Annotated in this window: 16 protein-coding genes and 1 pseudogene; 13 read left to right on the plus strand and 4 right to left on the minus strand. The window is 36.7% G+C overall.

Annotation, left to right across the window (positions count from 1 at the left end; translation table 11 throughout):
* Positions 1–138 precede the first annotated feature (138 nt).
* A complete protein-coding gene (locus GTK57_RS10950) occupies positions 139–921 on the minus strand; it encodes an A1S_2505 family phage non-structural protein (RefSeq protein WP_163123498.1) in 783 nt (260 codons plus the stop codon).
* A gap of 220 nt (positions 922–1,141) precedes the next feature.
* On the opposite strand from GTK57_RS10950, the gene uvrB reads away from it, so the two are divergent.
* The 6 genes from uvrB to GTK57_RS10975 all read left to right on the plus strand — a co-directional run bounded on the left by uvrB (position 1,142) and on the right by GTK57_RS10975 (position 8,605).
* Positions 1,142–3,169 carry an excinuclease ABC subunit UvrB gene (uvrB, locus tag GTK57_RS10955; RefSeq protein ID WP_163123500.1) on the plus strand — a complete coding sequence of 676 codons (2,028 nt, stop codon included), beginning with the start codon at positions 1,142–1,144 and terminating at the stop codon, positions 3,167–3,169.
* A gap of 97 nt (positions 3,170–3,266) precedes the next feature.
* Complete coding sequence (locus GTK57_RS10960; protein WP_152875083.1) at positions 3,267–3,857, plus strand: lipocalin family protein; 591 nt, start codon at positions 3,267–3,269, stop codon at positions 3,855–3,857.
* A 151-nt stretch (positions 3,858–4,008) separates the two neighbouring features.
* Positions 4,009–4,947: an EamA family transporter RarD gene (gene rarD, locus GTK57_RS10965; RefSeq protein ID WP_163123503.1), complete on the plus strand. Its 939-nt coding sequence runs from the start codon at positions 4,009–4,011 to the stop codon at positions 4,945–4,947.
* A gap of 185 nt (positions 4,948–5,132) precedes the next feature.
* Positions 5,133–5,711: a hypothetical protein gene (locus tag GTK57_RS14700; RefSeq protein ID WP_228720309.1), complete on the plus strand. Its 579-nt coding sequence runs from the start codon at positions 5,133–5,135 to the stop codon at positions 5,709–5,711.
* Positions 5,712–5,739: 28 nt separating this feature from the next.
* Positions 5,740–6,906 carry a hypothetical protein gene (locus GTK57_RS10970; RefSeq protein ID WP_228720310.1) on the plus strand — a complete coding sequence of 389 codons (1,167 nt, stop codon included), beginning with the start codon at positions 5,740–5,742 and terminating at the stop codon, positions 6,904–6,906.
* Positions 6,907–7,147: 241 nt separating this feature from the next.
* The gene (locus GTK57_RS10975; protein WP_163123506.1) at positions 7,148–8,605 is read left to right on the plus strand and encodes a glyceraldehyde-3-phosphate dehydrogenase; all 1,458 of its coding nucleotides are present in this window, start codon (positions 7,148–7,150) and stop codon (positions 8,603–8,605) included.
* Between the two features lie 61 nt (positions 8,606–8,666).
* Here the strand turns inward: GTK57_RS10975 and GTK57_RS10980 are convergent, their stop codons facing one another.
* Positions 8,667–9,518 carry an SDR family oxidoreductase gene (locus GTK57_RS10980; protein WP_163123509.1) on the minus strand — a complete coding sequence of 284 codons (852 nt, stop codon included), beginning with the start codon at positions 9,516–9,518 and terminating at the stop codon, positions 8,667–8,669.
* 118 nt (positions 9,519–9,636) lie between these two features.
* Here GTK57_RS10980 and GTK57_RS10985 point away from each other — a divergent pair, with 118 nt between their 5' ends.
* The 5 genes from GTK57_RS10985 to ppk2 all read left to right on the plus strand — a co-directional run bounded on the left by GTK57_RS10985 (position 9,637) and on the right by ppk2 (position 14,800).
* Positions 9,637–10,017 (plus strand): winged helix-turn-helix transcriptional regulator, encoded by a 381-nt coding sequence (locus GTK57_RS10985; protein ID WP_163123512.1) that lies wholly within the window; start codon positions 9,637–9,639, stop codon positions 10,015–10,017.
* 23 nt (positions 10,018–10,040) lie between these two features.
* Positions 10,041–10,868 (plus strand): PhzF family phenazine biosynthesis protein, encoded by an 828-nt coding sequence (locus GTK57_RS10990; RefSeq protein ID WP_163123515.1) that lies wholly within the window; start codon positions 10,041–10,043, stop codon positions 10,866–10,868.
* Positions 10,869–10,976: 108 nt separating this feature from the next.
* Positions 10,977–12,191, plus strand: a complete 1,215-nt coding sequence (gene cgtA, locus GTK57_RS10995; RefSeq protein ID WP_163123518.1) for an Obg family GTPase CgtA — start codon at positions 10,977–10,979, stop codon at positions 12,189–12,191.
* A gap of 25 nt (positions 12,192–12,216) precedes the next feature.
* Entirely contained in the window at positions 12,217–13,350 is a 1,134-nt protein-coding gene (gene proB / locus GTK57_RS11000) for a glutamate 5-kinase (RefSeq protein ID WP_152875075.1), read from the plus strand.
* A gap of 526 nt (positions 13,351–13,876) precedes the next feature.
* Complete coding sequence (gene ppk2, locus GTK57_RS11005) at positions 13,877–14,800, plus strand: polyphosphate kinase 2 (protein ID WP_152875074.1); 924 nt, start codon at positions 13,877–13,879, stop codon at positions 14,798–14,800.
* A gap of 107 nt (positions 14,801–14,907) precedes the next feature.
* Here the strand turns inward: ppk2 and GTK57_RS11010 are convergent, their stop codons facing one another.
* Both GTK57_RS11010 and GTK57_RS11015 read right to left on the minus strand, forming a co-directional pair.
* On the minus strand, positions 14,908–15,504 hold the full coding sequence (locus GTK57_RS11010; RefSeq protein ID WP_163123521.1) for a phosphatase PAP2 family protein: 597 nt from the start codon (positions 15,502–15,504) through the stop codon (positions 14,908–14,910).
* Between the two features lie 152 nt (positions 15,505–15,656).
* Positions 15,657–16,361: an SIMPL domain-containing protein gene (locus GTK57_RS11015; RefSeq protein ID WP_163123524.1), complete on the minus strand. Its 705-nt coding sequence runs from the start codon at positions 16,359–16,361 to the stop codon at positions 15,657–15,659.
* 452 nt (positions 16,362–16,813) lie between these two features.
* Here GTK57_RS11015 and GTK57_RS11020 point away from each other — a divergent pair, with 452 nt between their 5' ends.
* Both GTK57_RS11020 and GTK57_RS11025 read left to right on the plus strand, forming a co-directional pair.
* Positions 16,814–18,187, plus strand: a complete 1,374-nt coding sequence (locus GTK57_RS11020; RefSeq protein WP_163123527.1) for a diaminobutyrate--2-oxoglutarate transaminase — start codon at positions 16,814–16,816, stop codon at positions 18,185–18,187.
* A 3-nt stretch (positions 18,188–18,190) separates the two neighbouring features.
* Positions 18,191–19,722: pseudogene (locus tag GTK57_RS11025) on the plus strand (pyridoxal phosphate-dependent decarboxylase family protein).
* Positions 19,723–19,819 lie beyond the last annotated feature (97 nt).

Raw genomic sequence — 19,819 nt, forward strand, 5'->3', positions numbered from 1 at the left:
AAAAGAACAAATGAATAATGATATGGACTCTATAAAATATCTATGATTTTTATTGTCTTAATCGATTTTTAAACTGCATACCTATTATAAGGTGGTATGCAGTTTGTCTTGGTATTTTATTTTTATGTAAATTAAAAATTATTTTTTTGCTTTATGAGCTGGGCGTGGAGGTGCAATTTCGTGAATACCCGTCCAAGCATCAATAAAATCAGATTCATTGATATTATAAAGTTCAAGCGTTGCCAATACAGCGCCACCAATAATAAAACGTGCTTCTAGAGCGTCAGGGAATTGAATCGCTTTTGCCTTTAGATTATGCAAAATATCTTCAATTTCAAAGCTACGATCACGACCATTACTGTCATTTGGGTACATTTGCGTATTCACGATAATTTTCGCTAGGCTGATTTCATTGTCAGATAAATCTAACTGATCAAGCATCGAGTTATCTTCTTGTGCTGAAAAAATACGTTCTTCATTAAAAAGCGTATGTAAGAATTTTTGATTAAGCTTTGGGAGTGTTTTTTCTACAAATGGTCGAAAAGATGCAGGGAAAATTACGTTGTGGCTAATGCCTTTAAACATAGGTGCAATTTCTTCAACGGTATAGCCTGCAGTACCGCATCCAATAGAAGTTAAGAAGTATTTATTTTTAGGATGATTTTTACAGTAGATTTTAAAATCATCAATATAGTGTTGAATTTGTGACAGTGGCATTTGCTGTAAATGCTCATTCATGGTTGGAATAGCAAAACTTTGTCCCGACCATCCACGACCAACGCCTTTTAGTGCGCCAAAATTTTCCAAAGCTATTTTTGCAGCGCCAGAGCTATGTTCACCTGCCATATTGCTACCGAATACAAACGTCGTATGTTCCGCTAAGTTTTTGACAATGCTTTCATCGTGATATTGGTAAGTCATGGCATGCTACTGTATCTAGATTCTTCACTTCATGTTGCCTTTGAATAGCGGAGTGGTCAAGAAAAAATTGGTGGAATGATTAGAATAAAAAACTTTAAATTTTGTGAAATGTGAATGTTATTTATCGATGTGAAAATGATGAAAAAATAAGGATTATTCAATGTTCTTGGTTTGAATCTGCTAAAATCTTTTCTTTAAAAATATATGGGTAATAGATCAAGTGAGTGACCATCAACCTTTCGAATTAGTAACCAACTATGCGCCTGCAGGTGATCAGCCGCAAGCGATTGAAAAGCTAGTCCGTGGTGTTGAGCAAGGTCTTCATGATCAATTGCTACTAGGTGTTACAGGCTCGGGTAAAACCTATACCATGGCAAATGTGATTGCTCAAACGCAACGACCGACTATTGTCATGGCGCATAACAAAACGTTAGCTGCACAACTTTATGGCGAATTTAAAGCATTTTTCCCCAATAATGCGGTTGAATATTTCGTGAGTTATTACGATTATTATCAACCTGAAGCGTATGTGCCATCTTCAGATACGTTCATTGAAAAAGATTCATCTATTAATGATCATATTGATCAAATGCGTCTTTCTGCGACACGTTCATTATTAGAACGTCGTGATGCCATTATTATTGCATCGGTTTCTGCAATTTACGGTTTGGGTGATCCGAATGCTTATATGAGTATGTTATTGCATGTAGTGCAGGGCGATTTTTTGAATCGAGATGACATTATTCGTCGTTTGGTTGAAATGCAATATTCAAGAAATGAACTTGAATTTTTACGTGGTACTTACCGTATTCGTGGGGAAATTATAGATATTTTCCCTGCGGAATCTGAACAACACGCCATTCGTATTGAACTGTTTGATGATGAGGTCGATTCAATTCGTTGGTTTGATCCAATTACAGGAAAAATGGTACGGAAAGTGCCACGCGTAACCATTTATCCAAAAAGTCATTATGTAACACCAAAAGATAACTTAGAACGTGCCATTGGAACGATTAAGACGGAACTCAAAGAGCGCTTAGTTTTTTTCCGTGAAAATGACAAGTTGCTTGAAGCACAGCGTATTGAGCAACGTACCCGTTATGATCTAGAAATGATGCAGCAATTGGGTTATACCAACGGCATTGAAAACTATTCACGTCATCTTTCAGGTCGACCATCGGGCGAAGCACCACCTACATTATTTGATTATATTCCCGATGATGCATTACTCATCATTGATGAATCTCACGTGACTGTTCCACAAATTGGTGCCATGTATAAAGGTGACCGTTCACGTAAAGAGAACTTGGTAAATTATGGCTTTCGTTTGCCAAGTGCTTTGGATAACCGTCCAATGCAATTTGAGGAATGGGAACGCATTATTCCAACGACTATTTTTGTGAGTGCAACGCCTGCACGTTATGAGCTAGAAAAGTCTGAGCAAATTGTTGAGCAGGTTGTGCGTCCAACAGGTTTGTTAGACCCCATAATTGAAATTAGACCTGTTTTAACCCAAGTTGATGATGTACTTTCTGAAATTAATATTCGTGCAGCTTTAAATGAACGTGTTCTTGTCACGACATTGACAAAAAGAATGGCAGAAGATTTAACATCTTATTTAAAAGAATATGGTGTAAAAGTGGCATATCTTCATTCAGATATTGATACGGTTGAACGGGTAAAAATTATTCATGATCTACGCATGGGCGTGCATGATGTACTGATTGGTATTAATCTTTTGCGTGAAGGTCTAGATATGCCTGAAGTTTCTTTAGTGGCTATTTTAGATGCAGATAAAGAAGGTTTCTTACGCTCAGAAAGATCTTTAATTCAAACCATTGGTCGTGCCGCGCGTAATTTGAAAGGTAAAGCAATTTTATATGCAGACCGTATTACCGATTCAATGCAAAAAGCCATTGATGAAACGGATCGACGTCGTGCGAAGCAAGAAGAATTTAACAAAGAACATGGAATCACACCACGGAGCGCTGTTCGCCAAGTCATCAAAGAAATTGATACAGGTGAAGTGCTTGATGATGATCAAATAGAACGTCAAATTTCAGATGAAGATAAAGCAATTTCAGCAGATGAAAGACATTTAATGTCAGATCCGAAACTTTTTGCAAAACATCTAACCAAACTTGAAAAAGAAATGATTAAAGCATCGAAAGAGTTACAGTTTGAGCAAGCTGCTCGTTTGCGTGATGAGATATTGAGGTTAAAAGCAAATATGTTGCAGGTCATGTAAATGATTGAATTTTCTATTACATTTCGCAACATTTATTGTTTAAAAAACAAGCTATCTTAATAATGATCTCATTTTGAATTTAACCAAAGGTGTATTTATGACAAAAGGAAGCGTTACAAACGCAAGTTATAAACTTGCGAAAATTGCACTTGGTGGTGCTGTTTTAATAGGTTTGGGTATGGCAACAATGGCATATGCGCAACCAAAGCCATTAAGCACTGTAGAAAAGGTTGAGTTAGATAAGTATTTAGGTGTTTGGTATGAGGTTGCTCGAAAACCTTTATCTTTCCAGAAAAAATGTGCACGTGATATTTCAGCGCGTTATACCTTAAATGAAAATGGTAATGTTGTTGTAGATAACCGTTGTTACGACAAAGAAGGTCAATTAAGTAAATCTTTAGGTGAGGCTTATGTGCAAAATGCACCTTTTAATTCGAAATTAAAAGTAAGTTTCTTACCAGAAGCAATCCGTTGGTTACCTGTAGGCCGTGGTGATTATTGGATTCTAAAATTAGATGAAGACTACAAAACTGTACTTGTTGGTGAGCCAAACCGTAAATATATGTGGGTACTTTCACGTGATACGGAAGTTAAGCCAGAAGTATTAAATGAATATTTAGATTATGCAAAATCTGTAGGTTATGATTTATCAGACTTGATTCAAACACCACATACTAAAAAAGATTAAGTCTTTATATGAAAAAGCCATGTTTTTACATGGCTTTTTTTATTGGATGTTTAAATTATTTATAGTGATGATAAAGATTTAGTCCATTGAAATAGATATACTGACTAAGAAAGGAATTTAGATCATAATATTAAGTGAATAGGGGTGTGATATGTACAAAGGCGTAGCATTGTCTGTTTTGGCATCTATCACTTTTGGCATATTGTATTTTTATACAGAATTTTTAAAACCTCTGAATAGCGAAGAAACATTCGCATGGCGCATGCTCGCAACGATCCCATTTTTAACTTTGTTAATGTGGTCGATGGGTGATTTAAAACTTATTGCGGACATTCTAAAACGTGCTTTAAAACAACCTACATTTATTCTTTGGCTTATTTTAAGTTCCATATTATGTACCACCCAGTTATGGCTCTTTTTATGGGGACCAATTAATGGACGAGGCTTACAGGTCTCTTTAGGTTATTTTCTTTTGCCTTTGGTGATGGTGCTTATAGGCTGTGTTTTATATAAAGAAAAACTATCAAAATGGCAGATTGCAGCAATTGTACTTGCTGTTTTAGGTGTTGGACATGAAATATGGCGTATAGGATCTATAGCTTGGGAAACAGCTTATGTTGCTCTCGCTTATCCATTATATTTCTTTTTACGCCGTGTATTTAAAACCGATAATTTAGGCGGTTTTTGGTGGGATTTAGCATTAATAATCCCAGTTTCAATTTATCTTGCATTTATTTATAGTGATACAGTTTCACTTATTGCAGTGTTTCCACATCTTATTTTGGCAGTAATTGGGTTGGGTTTTTTAAGTGCATTAGGTTTGGGGAGTTATATCCTTGCAAGTCGTTATTTACCTTTTGTTATTTTTGGATTATTGAGTTATTTGGAACCAGTTCTTCTCGCTTTTGCATCTATACTGCTAGGTGAGCGTGTGAGTGCTACGGAGTGGTTCACATATATTCCAATTTGGTGCGCTGTATTGTTACTTGTTATCGAGGGTACATTGCATTTAATGAAACAAAAGAATAAGCAAGACGAACTGAAAATAAATGCAAATAACTTAGAAAAAAGAATAGGTCGAGATGAATAGTTAAAAATGTAAGTAAATATTTTATTGCAAATAATTTAGCCTGAAAATTGCTTTAAATTAAACCGAATTAATTCTATTTAATCAGATATTTTTTATGTGAAATATAAAAAACATATCAAAAATAAGTTATTATTCATTAAAATAATATATTTAAATCAGTTATCTACAAAATCAGGGGACTTGGTATGCAAGCGAATGCTATTCCATATCAAATACGTGCAAAACTTTTGCAATTAGAACCAAGTCTAGATGTAGATTGGCATCTTGCATTACTTGAAGTGCTTCAAGATGCAGATTTACAACTTTGTGATGATATTGATAATCAAATATTAAAACCGAAAGAAATTTATTGGAATAGGGTTGCGAATACTTTTGAGTATAAAGCCAATACGAGTTTAGCAATTTTACGTCATCGTTTAACTCATCCTAAAATGGGCGAGTTTGCTAAAACATTAAGTGAGTCTTTAGAGAGTTTAAAAGAGCTTAGCGATAGTCTGCAAATTGCGGATTATTTAGAAAATGCAATTGAGCAGATTAATCAAATACAAGTTGAAGAAGATTTTGTGCTTCAGCGTGAAAAAATACTGATTCATCGTACATTTTTACTCAATGCTGCCAAAATTATTAGAAGAATAAAAATAGATGAACCACGCGGTTTAAGAAAGCTGACAGAAGATGAAATTAAAGGTTTTATTGTTGAAGTTTATATCAAACAACAATTACTAGATTATTGGCATAAGCCCTTATTAAAAAAAAGATTCTAAGCTGAATAAACTTCCTGTTTTTAGGTATTTGATTTTACGTGAACAGAAAGTTCGACATTTTCATATTGTAAAAACATCTGAGCTGATTTACTTGGTTGCACCCGTTATGCATGCAGAGCATAACCCATACTCAATTCGACGCTTTTTAATAGAAGAGCAGGGTGCACTTCCAGATCAAATATTCTTAAATGCTATTGTGTTGGATTTATCTCAAACAGATGAAATTGAATATATAGAACATCTAAAAGATTTGATTAAGCGAATGGTGACCATTCAAAGCCAAATTAACTTAGATGTGATTGATGTGGTTCATCAATTAGAAGAAATTTACGAAGATAAACTGATTCCTTTATTAATTGAACCTGTTCAGTTTGTTGCGAAAAATGCCGATGTCGTTGCGCAAATGCACTTAAAGAAATTTGAAAATGTACTCACAGGTGAATTTTTTGCATTAATGCATGTGGCTTCTAAAAAACATTTATCACATATAGAAGAGTTTGATTACTTATATTTAAATGGACATAGATTGTTGTCAGAATTACTGGCTTATTATCGTGAATTTAAAGCGCAGCCTTCTTTGGTTTTTAACCATTATGTGCAAATGTTTGAATATAAATTATTTGCCTATGTGAAATTGCTCGAAAAACGCAAACAAGAATGTTTTGTTCCGCTGAATGAAAATGATTGGAACTTTATGCATGAACGTTCTATGCAACCAATTAAAGTATTACAAGCAACTATTAGTCAGAATTTAGTCGATTATCGTGAACTTACAATGTTTATGAATAAGTTAAAACGAGAACAAGCGACAAAACAGACTTCTTTGTTAAAACGAATATTGAAGTCAGATCAGGCAGAAAATGATTTATTAGATGCACAAAAATCTGCAATAGAATTAAAACGTAAAATTTTCATGAATATTCTAGAAATCCCTCGATCATATCCAAATGCGAGTGTATTTATAGAATTTGAAAGTATGCATAATTTTACCGATAAACAACGTCATTATGCATTTCCGTGTGGCGATAATGGTTTAACGCGTTTACCTGTTTTATTGGGTGTGCCAGATACCTATACAGAATTTGATGTTGAAGAATTTAATGCCATTATTCAATACGATTTGAACTTTTCGGCATCTTCAAGAGCAGAAAAAATTAATTTAGACGATCATTCACCTATTTCATACAGCACTTGATGTTCAAAATTGAGTGTAAAATCAACATTTGAAAAATAACCTTTTTAAACCGCTATCTATCAGATTTTGCGGTTTTATTTTTGAAATCATAAAAATAATTACAACTATTTCATAATTTTATAGTGAATATACAAGAAAATAGTACAGTCTTATTCAGCTTTTGATACAAAGTTGCCTCTAATTCCATTACAATTATGGGGTTTTGAAATTTATGATTTACCATTAATTAGAGGACGTATCTGTGAGCAAAGACAGTATCATTGCCCTACATGCAGAGCACCAAGGTCGCTGGAAAAACCGTGAAGAACTTGCGGAACGTATGATTGCCCTAGTAGGTCAGTTATATCGTGAAAAAAATATCGTAGTTACAGTTTACGGTCGTTCTTTAATTAACCGTTCTGTAATCCAGATTTTAAAAGCGCATCGTCGTACTCGTGTATTAGATGTAGAGCTTTCTGCAGTTCATACTTATCCAATTCTTGAAGCTTTGGCTAAAATTGAAAATATTGGTTCAGCAGAAGTTGACTTAGGTAAACTTGCAGTTGAATTCAATGCGAAAGGTGGCGACATCAATGCATTTGTTGCAGATGCTGTTAAACCTTTAGAAGGTAATGATTCAGCTGTAGAACATAGAGATGTTATTCTTTATGGTTTCGGTCGTATTGGTCGTATCTTAGCGCGTTTAATCATCAGCCAATCTGGTTTGGGTCGTGGTTTAAACCTTAAAGCAATTGTTGTTCGTAAATCATCTGATGGTGATTTAGAAAAACGTGCTTCACTTCTTCGTCGTGACTCAATTCATGGCCCATTTGCAGGTACAATTTCTGTAGATGAAGAAAACGAAGCAATTATTGCGAACGGTAACTTCATTAAAGTGATCTATGCATCTAACCCATCTGAAGTTGATTACACGACTTATGGTATTAACAATGCATTAGTAATTGATAATACGGGTAAATGGCGTGATTCAGAAGGTCTTGCTCAACACCTTAAATGCCCAGGCGCTGCACGTGTTATTTTAACTGCACCTGGTAAAGGTGAAATGAAGAACGTTGTGTACGGTGTTAACCAAACTGACATCTTAGATGAAGATACAATCATCTCTGCTGCGAGCTGTACTACAAACGCAATTACACCAACACTTAAAGTGTTAAACGACAAATACACAGTGATTAATGGTCACGTTGAAACAGTTCACTCGTTCACAAACGACCAAAACTTAATCGACAACTACCATAAAGCTGACCGTCGTGGTCGTGCTGCAACGTTGAACATGGTTATTACTGAAACTGGTGCTGCTAAAGCTGTTGCTAAAGCGCTTCCTGTTCTTCAAGGTAAATTAACAGGTAACTCTGTACGTGTTCCTACACCAAACGTATCTTTGGCTATTCTTAACCTTACTTTAGGTCAAGATGTAGATCGTGATGAAGTGAACGAATATATTCGTCAAATTTCAATCAATTCTAAGCTACAAGGTCAAATTGGTTATACAAACTCTACAGAAGTTGTATCTTCTGACTTTATCGGTTCACGTACTGCAGGTGTATTTGATGCGCAAGCAACAATCACTTCAGGTAACCGTTTAACTGCTTATGTTTGGTACGATAACGAAGTAGGTTATAGCTGCCAAGTATTACGTATTGCTGAACAAATGGGCGGCGTAAGCTACCTTAAAGTTCCTGCTGAAACAAATGCATAATTTGTTTTAAGTTAAAAAAAGAGCCTCATTTGAGGCTCTTTTTTTTATGAAGAGTAAATAATTAAAGCAAAAATTTAATCGTATTTTCAAGTGATGTGGTTGGACGATTTAATAAAGTTTCTAAATCTTTACGGTCGCTTAGTAGTGCACCATTTACTGCTTCTACATCTGCTTCCACTACAACATTGACTAAACCTTCAGGTAAACCTGCTTGTAAAAGACCTTGTGTATAATCTTCCGCAGATAAATTGGTATAAACCACAGTTTTATTACTTAGGTCAGAAATGGTTTTTGCTAAAGTTTCTAAAGTGAACGAGGTGGAACTTGCTAATTCATAAGTTTTATTTTTATGCCCATCACTCAGTAAAACATTTACCGCTGCTTCTGCGTAATCTGTGCGTGGAGCTGCACTAATCAAGGCATCTTGTGCTGCGCCATATAAAATGCCAGTTTCAATGTTGTGAGCTAAACCTGCTAAATAGTTTTCGCTATACCAGTTGTTTCTTAAGAAGGTATAACTTAATCCACTTTCTTTAATTAATTGTTCAGTTTCACGGTGTTCTTGAGCTAGCCCTAGTGGGGAACTATCGGCACGCAGTAGGCTTGTATAAGCAATATATGGAACTTTAGCTTCAACTGCCGCATCTATAACAGCTTTGTGCTGTGGTGTACGACGACCAATTTCATTCGCTGAAATAAGTAAAATTTTATCAATACCTTGTAGAGCGGGAACAAGCGTAGTGGGTGTGTCGTAATCGAAATGACGAACTTCGATTCCTTTTGCTGTTAGATTTTCTGCCTTGTCTACATTACGGACTAGAGCAACAATATTTTCTGCTTGGGTTTTATTTAATAAATGTTGAATAACGAATTGACCGAGTTGACCCGTTGCACCTGTAATTGCAATTTTCATTTTAATCTCGCTTTTTTCTGATGAATAAATAAACTTGATGGTTAAATCATAATCTGTTAACTTACTAAAAGAAAGTACGTACTAAAAAGTAAGTCTATTACTAAATGGAAGGATTTTTATGTCAAGTTATGAAACAAGTAAAGTTTTAGGACAAGTTTTATCTACAGATTGTCCTGCTAGAGAAATATTAGAACATCTTACTAATAAGTGGTCTGTTTTAGTTTTGCGTTGTTTAAGTGGTGGTGTGCATCGTTTTAGTGAATTAAAACAGCGTATAGAAGGTATTAGTGAAAAGATGCTTTCTCAAACTTTAAAAATGTTAGAGCAAGATGGTTTTATTTTACGTACGGTTTATCCTGTTGTGCCACCAAAAGTGGAATATCAACTAACAATTTTAGGTTCAGATGCAGCAAGTAAAGTGAATTATTTGATTGATTGGATTGAGAAAAGTTTACCTGAAATTATTGAAAATAAAGCGCGTGTGAATGGCAAAAACTAAACTGACGTAAAGAGGTAATTTAAATGAAAATGTACCAAGTCGATGCGTTTAGTCATGAGCTTTTTAAGGGTAATCCTGCTGCCGTTTTATTATTAGATGAGTGGTTAGAAGATGCTTTAATGCAAAATACTGCTTTAGAGAATAATCTTTCAGAAACGAGTTTTGCTAAAAGAATAGATGATCTAAATTATGAAATACGTTGGTTTTCACCTGTAAAAGAAGTCCAATTCTGTGGGTATGGAACGCTTGCGACGAGTTTTATTATTTTTAGAAATTTCCCACATATCAGTTCTTTAACCTTTCATGTGAAAGATATTGGGCAGTTTTTTGTCGAAAAACTAAGTAATGAAAAAATATCACTGAACTTTCCTGTCCAAATTCCCCAAAAACTAGAACAACCACCAGAATTACTTATAGAAGCATTGAATTCTGAGATTTTGGAAGTGTATGAGAATCCACAGGCTTACATTGTTATTTATAGAGATACAGATTGTATATTAAATGAAATTCCAAACTTTAACTTGATTAAGGCTTTAGGTGGAAAACGTGTAGCAATTACGGCCTTGAACGATCATAAGCATGAAAATTTAAAAGATTATGATATTGTTTCAAGATATTTTACCCCTTCGATGGGGGTTGATGAAGATCCTGTAACAGGATCTTTACATACGTCATTAATACCATTATGGGCTACTAAAACAGGTAGAAATGAAATTATTGCTTATCAGGCTTCTAGTCGTGGCGGGGTGTTGTATTGCCGATTATTAGACAATGATCGAGTTGAGATTAAAGGTACTTGTCGGCTTTATATGGAAGCAGTATTAAATCTTAATGACTTAAAATATAAATGAACCATTTAAAATGAGTAATATTTAGTGAATAGATGAAAATTATTATTCGAGAAATTCTTTAAAATGTGGCAGAATATGGGGTTTTAAAGTTTTTAGAGGATTGGCAATATGCGCTTTGTTGATGAAGCAGTCATTACCGTAGAGGCTGGCGACGGTGGCAATGGCGTAGCCAGTTTTCGCCGTGAAAAGTTCGTACCATTTGGTGGTCCAGATGGTGGTGATGGTGGTCGTGGCGGCAGCATTCATATTCAAGCTGGCGACGACACAACTACCCTTGTAGATTATCGTTATACCCGTAGATACCGCGCAGAACGTGGTAAAAATGGTCGTGGCGCAAACTGTGCAGGCCGTGGTGGTGAATCAGTATTTCTAAAAGTTCCAATTGGAACAACTATTGTTGATGTAGAGTCTGGTGATATTATTGGCGATTTGGTCGAAAACGGTCAAAGCGTAATGGTTGCATTGGGCGGAGATGGTGGTTTAGGTAATACACACTTCAAATCATCAACAAACCGTTCACCACGTAAGTGTACACACGGAACAAAAGGTGAATTCCGTGAAGTGCGTTTAGAACTTAAAGTATTGGCGGATGTTGGCTTGTTGGGTATGCCTAATGCAGGTAAATCTACCTTTATTCGTGCAGTTTCTGCTGCAAAACCAAAAGTTGCAGATTATCCATTTACCACAATGGTTCCAAATCTTGGTGTGGTAGATGCTGACCGTTATCGCTCATTTGTAATGGCGGATATTCCAGGTCTAATCGAAGGTGCATCTGAAGGTGCAGGTTTAGGTATTCGTTTCCTTAAACATTTGGCACGTACTCGTATCTTGTTGCACATTGTTGATGTTCAACCAATTGATGGTTCAGACCCAGCTTATAACGCAAAAGCAATTTTGAAAGAGTTAACAAACTTCTCACCAACACTTGCAAAACTACAAGTGGTATTGGTCTTGAATAAAGTCGATCAATTGGCTGAAGAAACGCGTGAAGAGTGGTGTAATCACATTCTTGAAGAATTACAGTGGGATGGCCCTGTCTTTAAGACTTCTGGCTTAACGGCTGAAGGCACGAAAGACGTGGTTTACTACTTAATGGATCAGATTGAAGAACAATGTGAACGCGAAGTTGAAGATCCAGAATATGCAGCAGAAATGAAAGCATTCCGTGATCAGCTTGAAGCTGAAACACGTGAACAAACGCTTGCTGCTAAAGAAGCGTATCGCGAAATGCGTCGTCAACAACGTCTTGCCGGTATTTTGGGTGATGACGATGAAGATGATGAAGACGACGATAACGATGTAGAAGTGCATTACGTACGTTAAGCTCTAAAGAGTTAATGAGGACACGATGATAGAAGTGGTAGATGGGCAGCGTCAGCTTAAGGGTTGTAAAAGAATCGTTGTTAAAATCGGATCATCTTTACTCACAGCAAACGGGCAAGGTCTAGATATAAATGCAATTTCGCATTGGGCGAAACAAATTGCAGATCTACACAATGCAGGACACGAGATCATTCTTGTGTCATCGGGTGCTGTGGCTGAAGGTATGGTTCGAATGAAACTTGAGAATCGACCCACCGATCTACCCAGTCTTCAGGCGTGTGCTGCCATTGGTCAAATGGGTTTAATCCAAACTTGGTCTAGCATCCTTGCGCAATTGAATATTCAAACTGCACAAGTGCTTTTAACCCATGATGACTTGGCAGATCGTCGACGCTATTTAAATTCTTGTGATGCATTGCAACACTTAATTGATTGGCGTGTGATTCCTGTGATCAATGAAAATGACACAGTATCTACAGATGAAATTCGCTTTGGTGATAACGATACTTTGGCTGCAATGGTGGCAGGTCAGGTGCATGGTGATTTACTCATCATTTTAACTGACCAACAAGGTATGTTTGATTCAGATCCACGCTCGAATCCTAATGCTAAACTTTTTGACACAGTTCGCGCCTTAGATGAAAGTCTGTTCGATATGGCAGGTGGTGGCGGTAAGTTTGGTCGTGGTGGTATGTTGACCAAAGTTCGTGCTGCACGTTTAGCTGCAAAATCGGGTTGTCCAACACTCATTGCAAGTGGCGAAAGTGAGCGTGTGCTTTCACGGTTAATGTCTGGTGAGCTATTAGGAACATTATTTATTGCAGATAATGACCGTATGACAGCACATCAACAATGGCTTGCTGCGCACTTACAAACAGCAGGTCGTTTGGTGATTGATCATGGCGCTGTAAAAGCCATTAAAGAGAACCATCGTAGTTTGTTGCCTGTGGGTGTAAAAGCGGTTGAGGGGCACTTTGAGCGTGGTGATGTGGTTGAATGTGTAGATGTCGATGGTGGGCGCGTTGCGGTTGGTCGTGTGAATTTTAGTTCACGTTCAGCTGAAATCGTAAAAGGCTTATCTTCAGATAAAGTTCATCAGGTTTTAGGTGAAGCACGTTCTCTTGAGATGATTCATCGAAATCATATGGCAATTTATTAATTAGTTTTTTGATAAATACTGAAAGGCTTAATTCTGTAAAGAGTTAAGCCTTTTTTGTTATTGGTCAATTTTAGTAAAACTACATCTCAAATTAAATCTTATAAAAATTAAATGAATATATTCTAAATAATTTCTTATGAAATGACTATGCCACTTGGTTGTGGGATTTTAAATTCGAATCTGTATTTCTATGTTGATAATAAAACAACGAGATGTGTTTGTAATTTCTGCTTTAGCTTCTTCTTTAATTTTATATTGTTCATAATGAATTAAATTTTTTATTAGATATTGTGTTTAAAATTAAGTAGTTATGTGCTTATGGTTGTCTGGTTTTTAATTTATTTACGGAGATTGAAATAGAATAAGCCTATACACTCTTCACTAAATTATAGCATAAAAATATCAAATTTTTTTACTAATAATCGTGTCATATGGCATCCTTTTTAGTGAATTATTCATGTAAAAAGAACTTATATTAAAGCCAGATAGTTAATTAAAACTTAGGAGTGTGGATAAGGGAAATTAGATGAATCAACATCAATTAGGACCATTTGAAGTCATTGAAAGTCAAGATAATAAGCATTTACCTATTTTTGAAAATACGGTTTTAGCCTACAAGGGGAAGCAAGAGTCTGAGGATGGTTCAAGAAATGATTTACCAGAAAATTACCCATATAAAACAAGAATGACGCGGCAAACGTATGAAGCTCAAAAAAAATTATTACAAATAGAGTTATTGAAAGTTCAAAGTTGGGTTAAAGAAACTGGACAAAAAATTGTGTGTTTATTCGAGGGGCGTGATGCTGCAGGTAAGGGTGGCACAATTAAGCGTTACATGGAACATTTAAATCCGCGTGGAGCTCGCGTTGTTGCTTTAGATAAGCCCAATAATTTAGAAAAAGGTCAGTGGTATTTCCAACGCTATCTGAAAGAGTTACCAACAGCGGGTGAAATGGTTTTCTTTGACCGCTCTTGGTATAACCGAGCAGGCGTTGAACGTGTTATGGGGTTTTGTGAGCCACATGAATATCTTCAATTCATGAGACAAACTCCTGAAGTTGAACGTATGTTGGTAAATTCAGGTATTCATTTGTTTAAATTTTGGTTTTCGGTGAGTCGTGAAGAGCAATTAAGACGATTTATTGCACGTCGTGATGATCCGTTGAAGCATTGGAAATTGTCACCCATTGATATTCAGTCTCTTGATCGTTGGGATGAATATACTGAAGCCAAAAATCAAATGTTCTTTCATACGCATACAGCCGATGCACCTTGGACAATTATTAAATCTGATGATAAAAAACGTGCACGTTTGAATTGTATTCGTTATTTTTTACAGCAATTAGATTATCCAAATAAAGATTTGAATATGCATACCAAAGTGGATTCATTGATTGTAAAGGTGCCGAACCACTTATTTAAAAATGGCTTTGAAACCAAAGATGACTAATGAATAAAAAGCTCCTTAGGGAGCTTTTTTTTAGGAATAGGGGTGATCAATCACTGTAATTAGGTGATTAGCCATAATCTAAATATATGCTGATTGATTACTTTCTCTTATTGGATTAAACCTTTATTAATTAAAAAGGCGAATACTTTGCGGTGAACTATCATCACCCATTCCATAAGGCGATCTTTATATATATTCCAAAGCTTCAAACCTGAAATATTAACAATAAAAGCAAAGAAGAAGGCACCAAACATATCTATAGGGAAATGAACACCTACATAAACACGCGCCCATGCCACAAGCCAAGCAACTGCAATCAGTAATTTACCAAATTGTCGTTGTGATGAAAAATAGTATGAGAAAGCGAGTCCGCTCAAAATACTCATATGATTACTAGGAAATGAGCCTGTAGGAGCGTGTACTAGAATAGTTTCACCAATATCCATGACAAATGGTCTTGGCGTATTTAAAACATAAGATAAAAGTTCACTAATAAATAATGTAATCGTTGTGAAAATAAAAGCCTTTAAAATATTCTTTTTAATTTTATTATTGCCAATAAACCAAGCAAGAATAAACATGATAAATAGAATATATATCAAGTCATGTGCAATAAAAGTTGCATATGACATCATGAAATTAGATGCATTTTCAGGAACATTAAAAATATGAAATAAATAGAGATTTAGATTTTGTATAAGCATTGGTTATAAAGAGTAAGGTCAAACTCGAAGTGCTACTTTAGTTGTTTTAAAATTAAAATTAAATAGAGTTATTGTTGGAGTTGTTTTAATAATATTCATATAAAATTAGATCAAAACTGCAAGTGACTCATGCAGTTTTGATACAACATTGATTACTTTAATTGAATAGATCCGTTCGCATTGACAGTAATTTGAGATTCACCACTCGCCACTTCCTGTTCAGGAATAACATCTGCGCTTGCAGCTTTCATTATTGCCATAAGAGGCACAGGTCTATTGCTATAACTATTTGTATTTAAATTAATATTGATAAGTTGATAGCTTGATTTATTCCATGCTTGAGCTAAAGATTGTGCACGTTGTTGGAAGTTCTTCGATGCCTCAACCATCAGTTCATTTTCTACTTTTTTACGCTGACTATCTGAAACATTAAAATTGATCGATTGCGTTTGGAAGTTTTGTTGTAGTTCACTAATGAGTTGGCTTGTAGCTTTAAAGTCTTTACTTTCCAAACGAATTTCAGCACGTCCGCGCCATTCTTTTACTTTGCGATTATCATTATCGTAAACTGGATAGGTGCTTTGTGAACCTGTTTCAAACTTTATTTGAGAATACTTTTTAGCAGTATTTATTGCTTGCGTCATCAGCTGATTAATTTCAGATGCAAGTTGAGCAGGTTGTTTATTTGATTTTTCTATATATAAAACAGCGGTCATTTCATCGTTTGAAATTTCACGAGATGCTTCTGCTTGAATATTGAGTACATTGTAGTTTAAAGCATTATTATCTTGTGCAAATGCAGGTGCAGAAATGGCAGTAGTTAATGCAAGTGCTAAAGTGGTGTAAAAATAACGCATATTTATTCCTAATTTTTAGCTGTAGTTATATGGTTTATAGCATAAATTTTTTTTATGTTTGATTTATGCATAAACTGTAGTTTGTATGTAAAAAGTATTTTTATTGCTCGTAAATTCCATTTAATAAAAGCATTAAATTTTAGTATCTTAGAGAGTTATTTAAAATTGATTGTTCGTATTGGAAATATATAACAAAAAATAGGCTTTTCTTTCATTTGTCATAGGCTAAGATGATAATTCACTCTATCGGTTAGACTAAGATAACTTTCCGATAAAATTAGGATAACTTTATTTCTTAAAAGTGTTTATTTTTTAGAAAAATTAGGTATTATCCGCCCTCTAGTTACGATGCACAAAAAAACGTACGAACTAGAACCATAAAGCACCGAGTCAAAAGACCGCAAGTCACCCGACTTATTTCTTTTAACCCATATCAGAGATGGTAATTCGATATGAGCGTTTCTTCAGTAAATCCTGCCCCTAAGTCTACTAACGAATACTATTTAACTCGCCAAAGTCAAATGGAATCTAATGTTCGTAGCTATCCACGTAAACTTCCACTTGCGATAGCAAAAGCCTTAGGCTGCTGGGTTACCGATGTTGAAGGTACAGAGTACCTCGATTGTTTAGCTGGGGCAGGGACATTGGCATTAGGCCATAATCACCCTGCGGTCATTCAAAGTATCCAAGACACACTTGCAAGCGGTTTACCGTTGCATACTTTGGATTTAACAACACCTTTAAAAGATGCTTTCACTGAAGCACTGCTTGAGCAATTACCTGGTGGTAAGGCTGAGTATTGCCTACAGTTCTGTGGCCCGTCTGGTGCAGATGGTACAGAAGCAGCAATTAAATTAGCAAAAACTTACACTGGTCGTAGTTCTGTAATCAGCTTCTCAGGTGGTTACCATGGTATGACTCACGGCTCTTTAGCAATGACAGGTAACTTGTCTGCTAAAAATGCTGTGAATGGCTTAATGCCGGGTGTTCAATTTATGCCGTATCCGCATGAATACCGTTGCCCATTGGGTATTGGTGGTGAAGCGGGTGTTGATGCATTAACTTATTTCTTCGAAAACTTCATTGAAGACGTTGAAAGCGGTGTAACTAAACCAGCAGCTGTAATTCTTGAAGCAATTCAAGGTGAAGGCGGTGTGGTAACAGCACCGGTTAAATGGTTGAAGAAAATCCGTGAAGTGACTGAAAAGCACAACATCGTGTTGATTCTTGATGAAGTTCAAGCGGGCTTTGCACGTTCAGGTAAAATGTTTGCCTTTGAACATGCAGGTATTGAACCTGATGTTGTGGTGATGTCTAAAGCGGTAGGTGGTAGCTTACCTCTAGCAGTGCTTGGTATTAAACGTAAGTTTGATGCTTGGCAGCCAGCGGGTCACACGGGTACATTCCGTGGTAACCAATTGGCTATGGGTACTGGTCTTGCAACAATCAAAACCATTAAAGAACAAAACTTGGCTCAAAATGCGCAAGAGCGTGGTGATTTCTTACAAGCTGAATTTAAAAAATTAGCAGTAGAATTCCCATGTATCGGCAACGTACGTGGTCGTGGTTTGATGCTTGGTGTTGAAATTGTTGATGAACGTCAAGCGGCGGATCACATGGGCTCATTGCCAGGTGATGGTCAATTGGCAGCAGCAATTCAAGCGGCATGCTTCGACAATAAATTATTGTTAGAAAAAGGCGGTCGTAACGGTACTGTGATTCGTCTACTTTGCCCACTGATTATCACGCATGACGAATGTGTTGAAGCTGTTGCTCGCTTTAAGAAAGCAATCGCTGAAGCGCTTGTTGCAACTCGAGGCGCGTAAGACATGGTTGATTTTGCAGAACATCGTAAAGCGTTATTCTGCAATGATGCACAATCCATTGCTGACTATCAGTCAGTAATGGGCGAGGCGGTGAAAGCCGTTTCTGCATGGTTGCAAAATGACAAAATGTACACAGGCGGTAGCATCAAAGAGCTTCGCTCTGCAATCGCGTTCAATCCTTCTAAAGCAGGTATGGGGTACAGAAGTCTCTTGATCGTATGGTTGAGCTTTTCTTAAATAAAAGCTTAAAAGTACATCATCCACACTCGTTAGCGCATTTGCATTGCCCAACAATGGTCACTAGCCAAATCGCAGAAGTGTTGATTAACGCGACCAACCAATCAATGGACTCATGGGATCAAAGCCCGGCTGGTTCTTTGATGGAAGTTCAGTTAATCGACTGGCTTCGCCAAAAAGTGGGCTACGGTGCAGGTCAAGCAGGTGTGTTCACCTCTGGCGGTACGCAGTCTAACTTGATGGGCGTTTTGCTTGCGCGTGATGCGTGCATCGCGAAAAACTGGAAAGACGAAAACGGCAATCCGTGGTCTGTTCAGCGTGATGGCGTACCTAATGAGGCTATGCGTAACGTTAAAGTCATCTGTTCTGAAAATGCACACTTCTCTGTGCAAAAGAACATGGCAATGATGGGCATGGGCTTCCAATCTGTGGTGACTGTTCCTGTGAACGACAACGCGCAGATGGATGTGGTTGCTTTAGAGCAAACCATGGCGCACCTTCAAGTGGAAGGCAAAATCGTGGCATGTGTGGTTGCAACTGCGGGTACAACTGACGCGGGTGCGATTGATCCACTGAAAGAAATTCGTGAAATCACCAACAAATTTGGCGCGTGGATGCATATCGATGCGGCATGGGGTGGTGCTTTAATCTTATCGAATGATTACCGTGGTATGTTAGATGGCATCGAGCTTTCTGACTCAATCACGCTTGATTTCCATAAGCATTATTTCCAAACGATTTCTTGTGGCGCATTCTTACTGAAAGATGAAGCGAACTATCGTTTCATGCATTATGAAGCTGAGTATTTAAACTCTGCGTATGATGAAGAGCACGGTGTTCCTAACCTTGTATCGAAGTCACTACAAACAACTCGTCGTTTTGATGCGTTGAAATTGTGGATGACAGTTGAAGCATTGGGTGAAGAGCTTTACGGTTCGATGATCGATCACGGTGTAGGTCTTACACGTGATGTTGCAGCGTACATCGATGCAACGGATGGTCTAGAAATGTTGGTTGATCCACAATTCGCCTCTGTATTGTTCCGTGTGATTCCTGAAGGTTATCCTACAGAATTACTCGATACACTGAACCAAAACGTGGCAGACGAATTGTTTGCGCGTGGTGAAGCGAATATTGGTGTGACTAAAGTCGGTCAAAATCAATCATTGAAAATGACGACTTTAAGCCCAGTTGCAACTTTAGATAACGTGAAGAACTTGCTTGCACTTGTGCTTGCAGAAGCGGATCGTATTAAAGATGCAATCGCAGACGGTACATATACACCTGCAATTGATTAATCATTTGCTTGTGTAAAAAAGGCGCTCTATAGAGCGCCTTTTTTAATTGATAGCTTAAATAGAAAAAAGAATAAGGGGTGTCAATGTAAATAGATTA

This window comes from Acinetobacter portensis, from assembly GCF_010646905.1.
Classification (GTDB): Bacteria; Pseudomonadota; Gammaproteobacteria; order Pseudomonadales; family Moraxellaceae; genus Acinetobacter; species Acinetobacter portensis.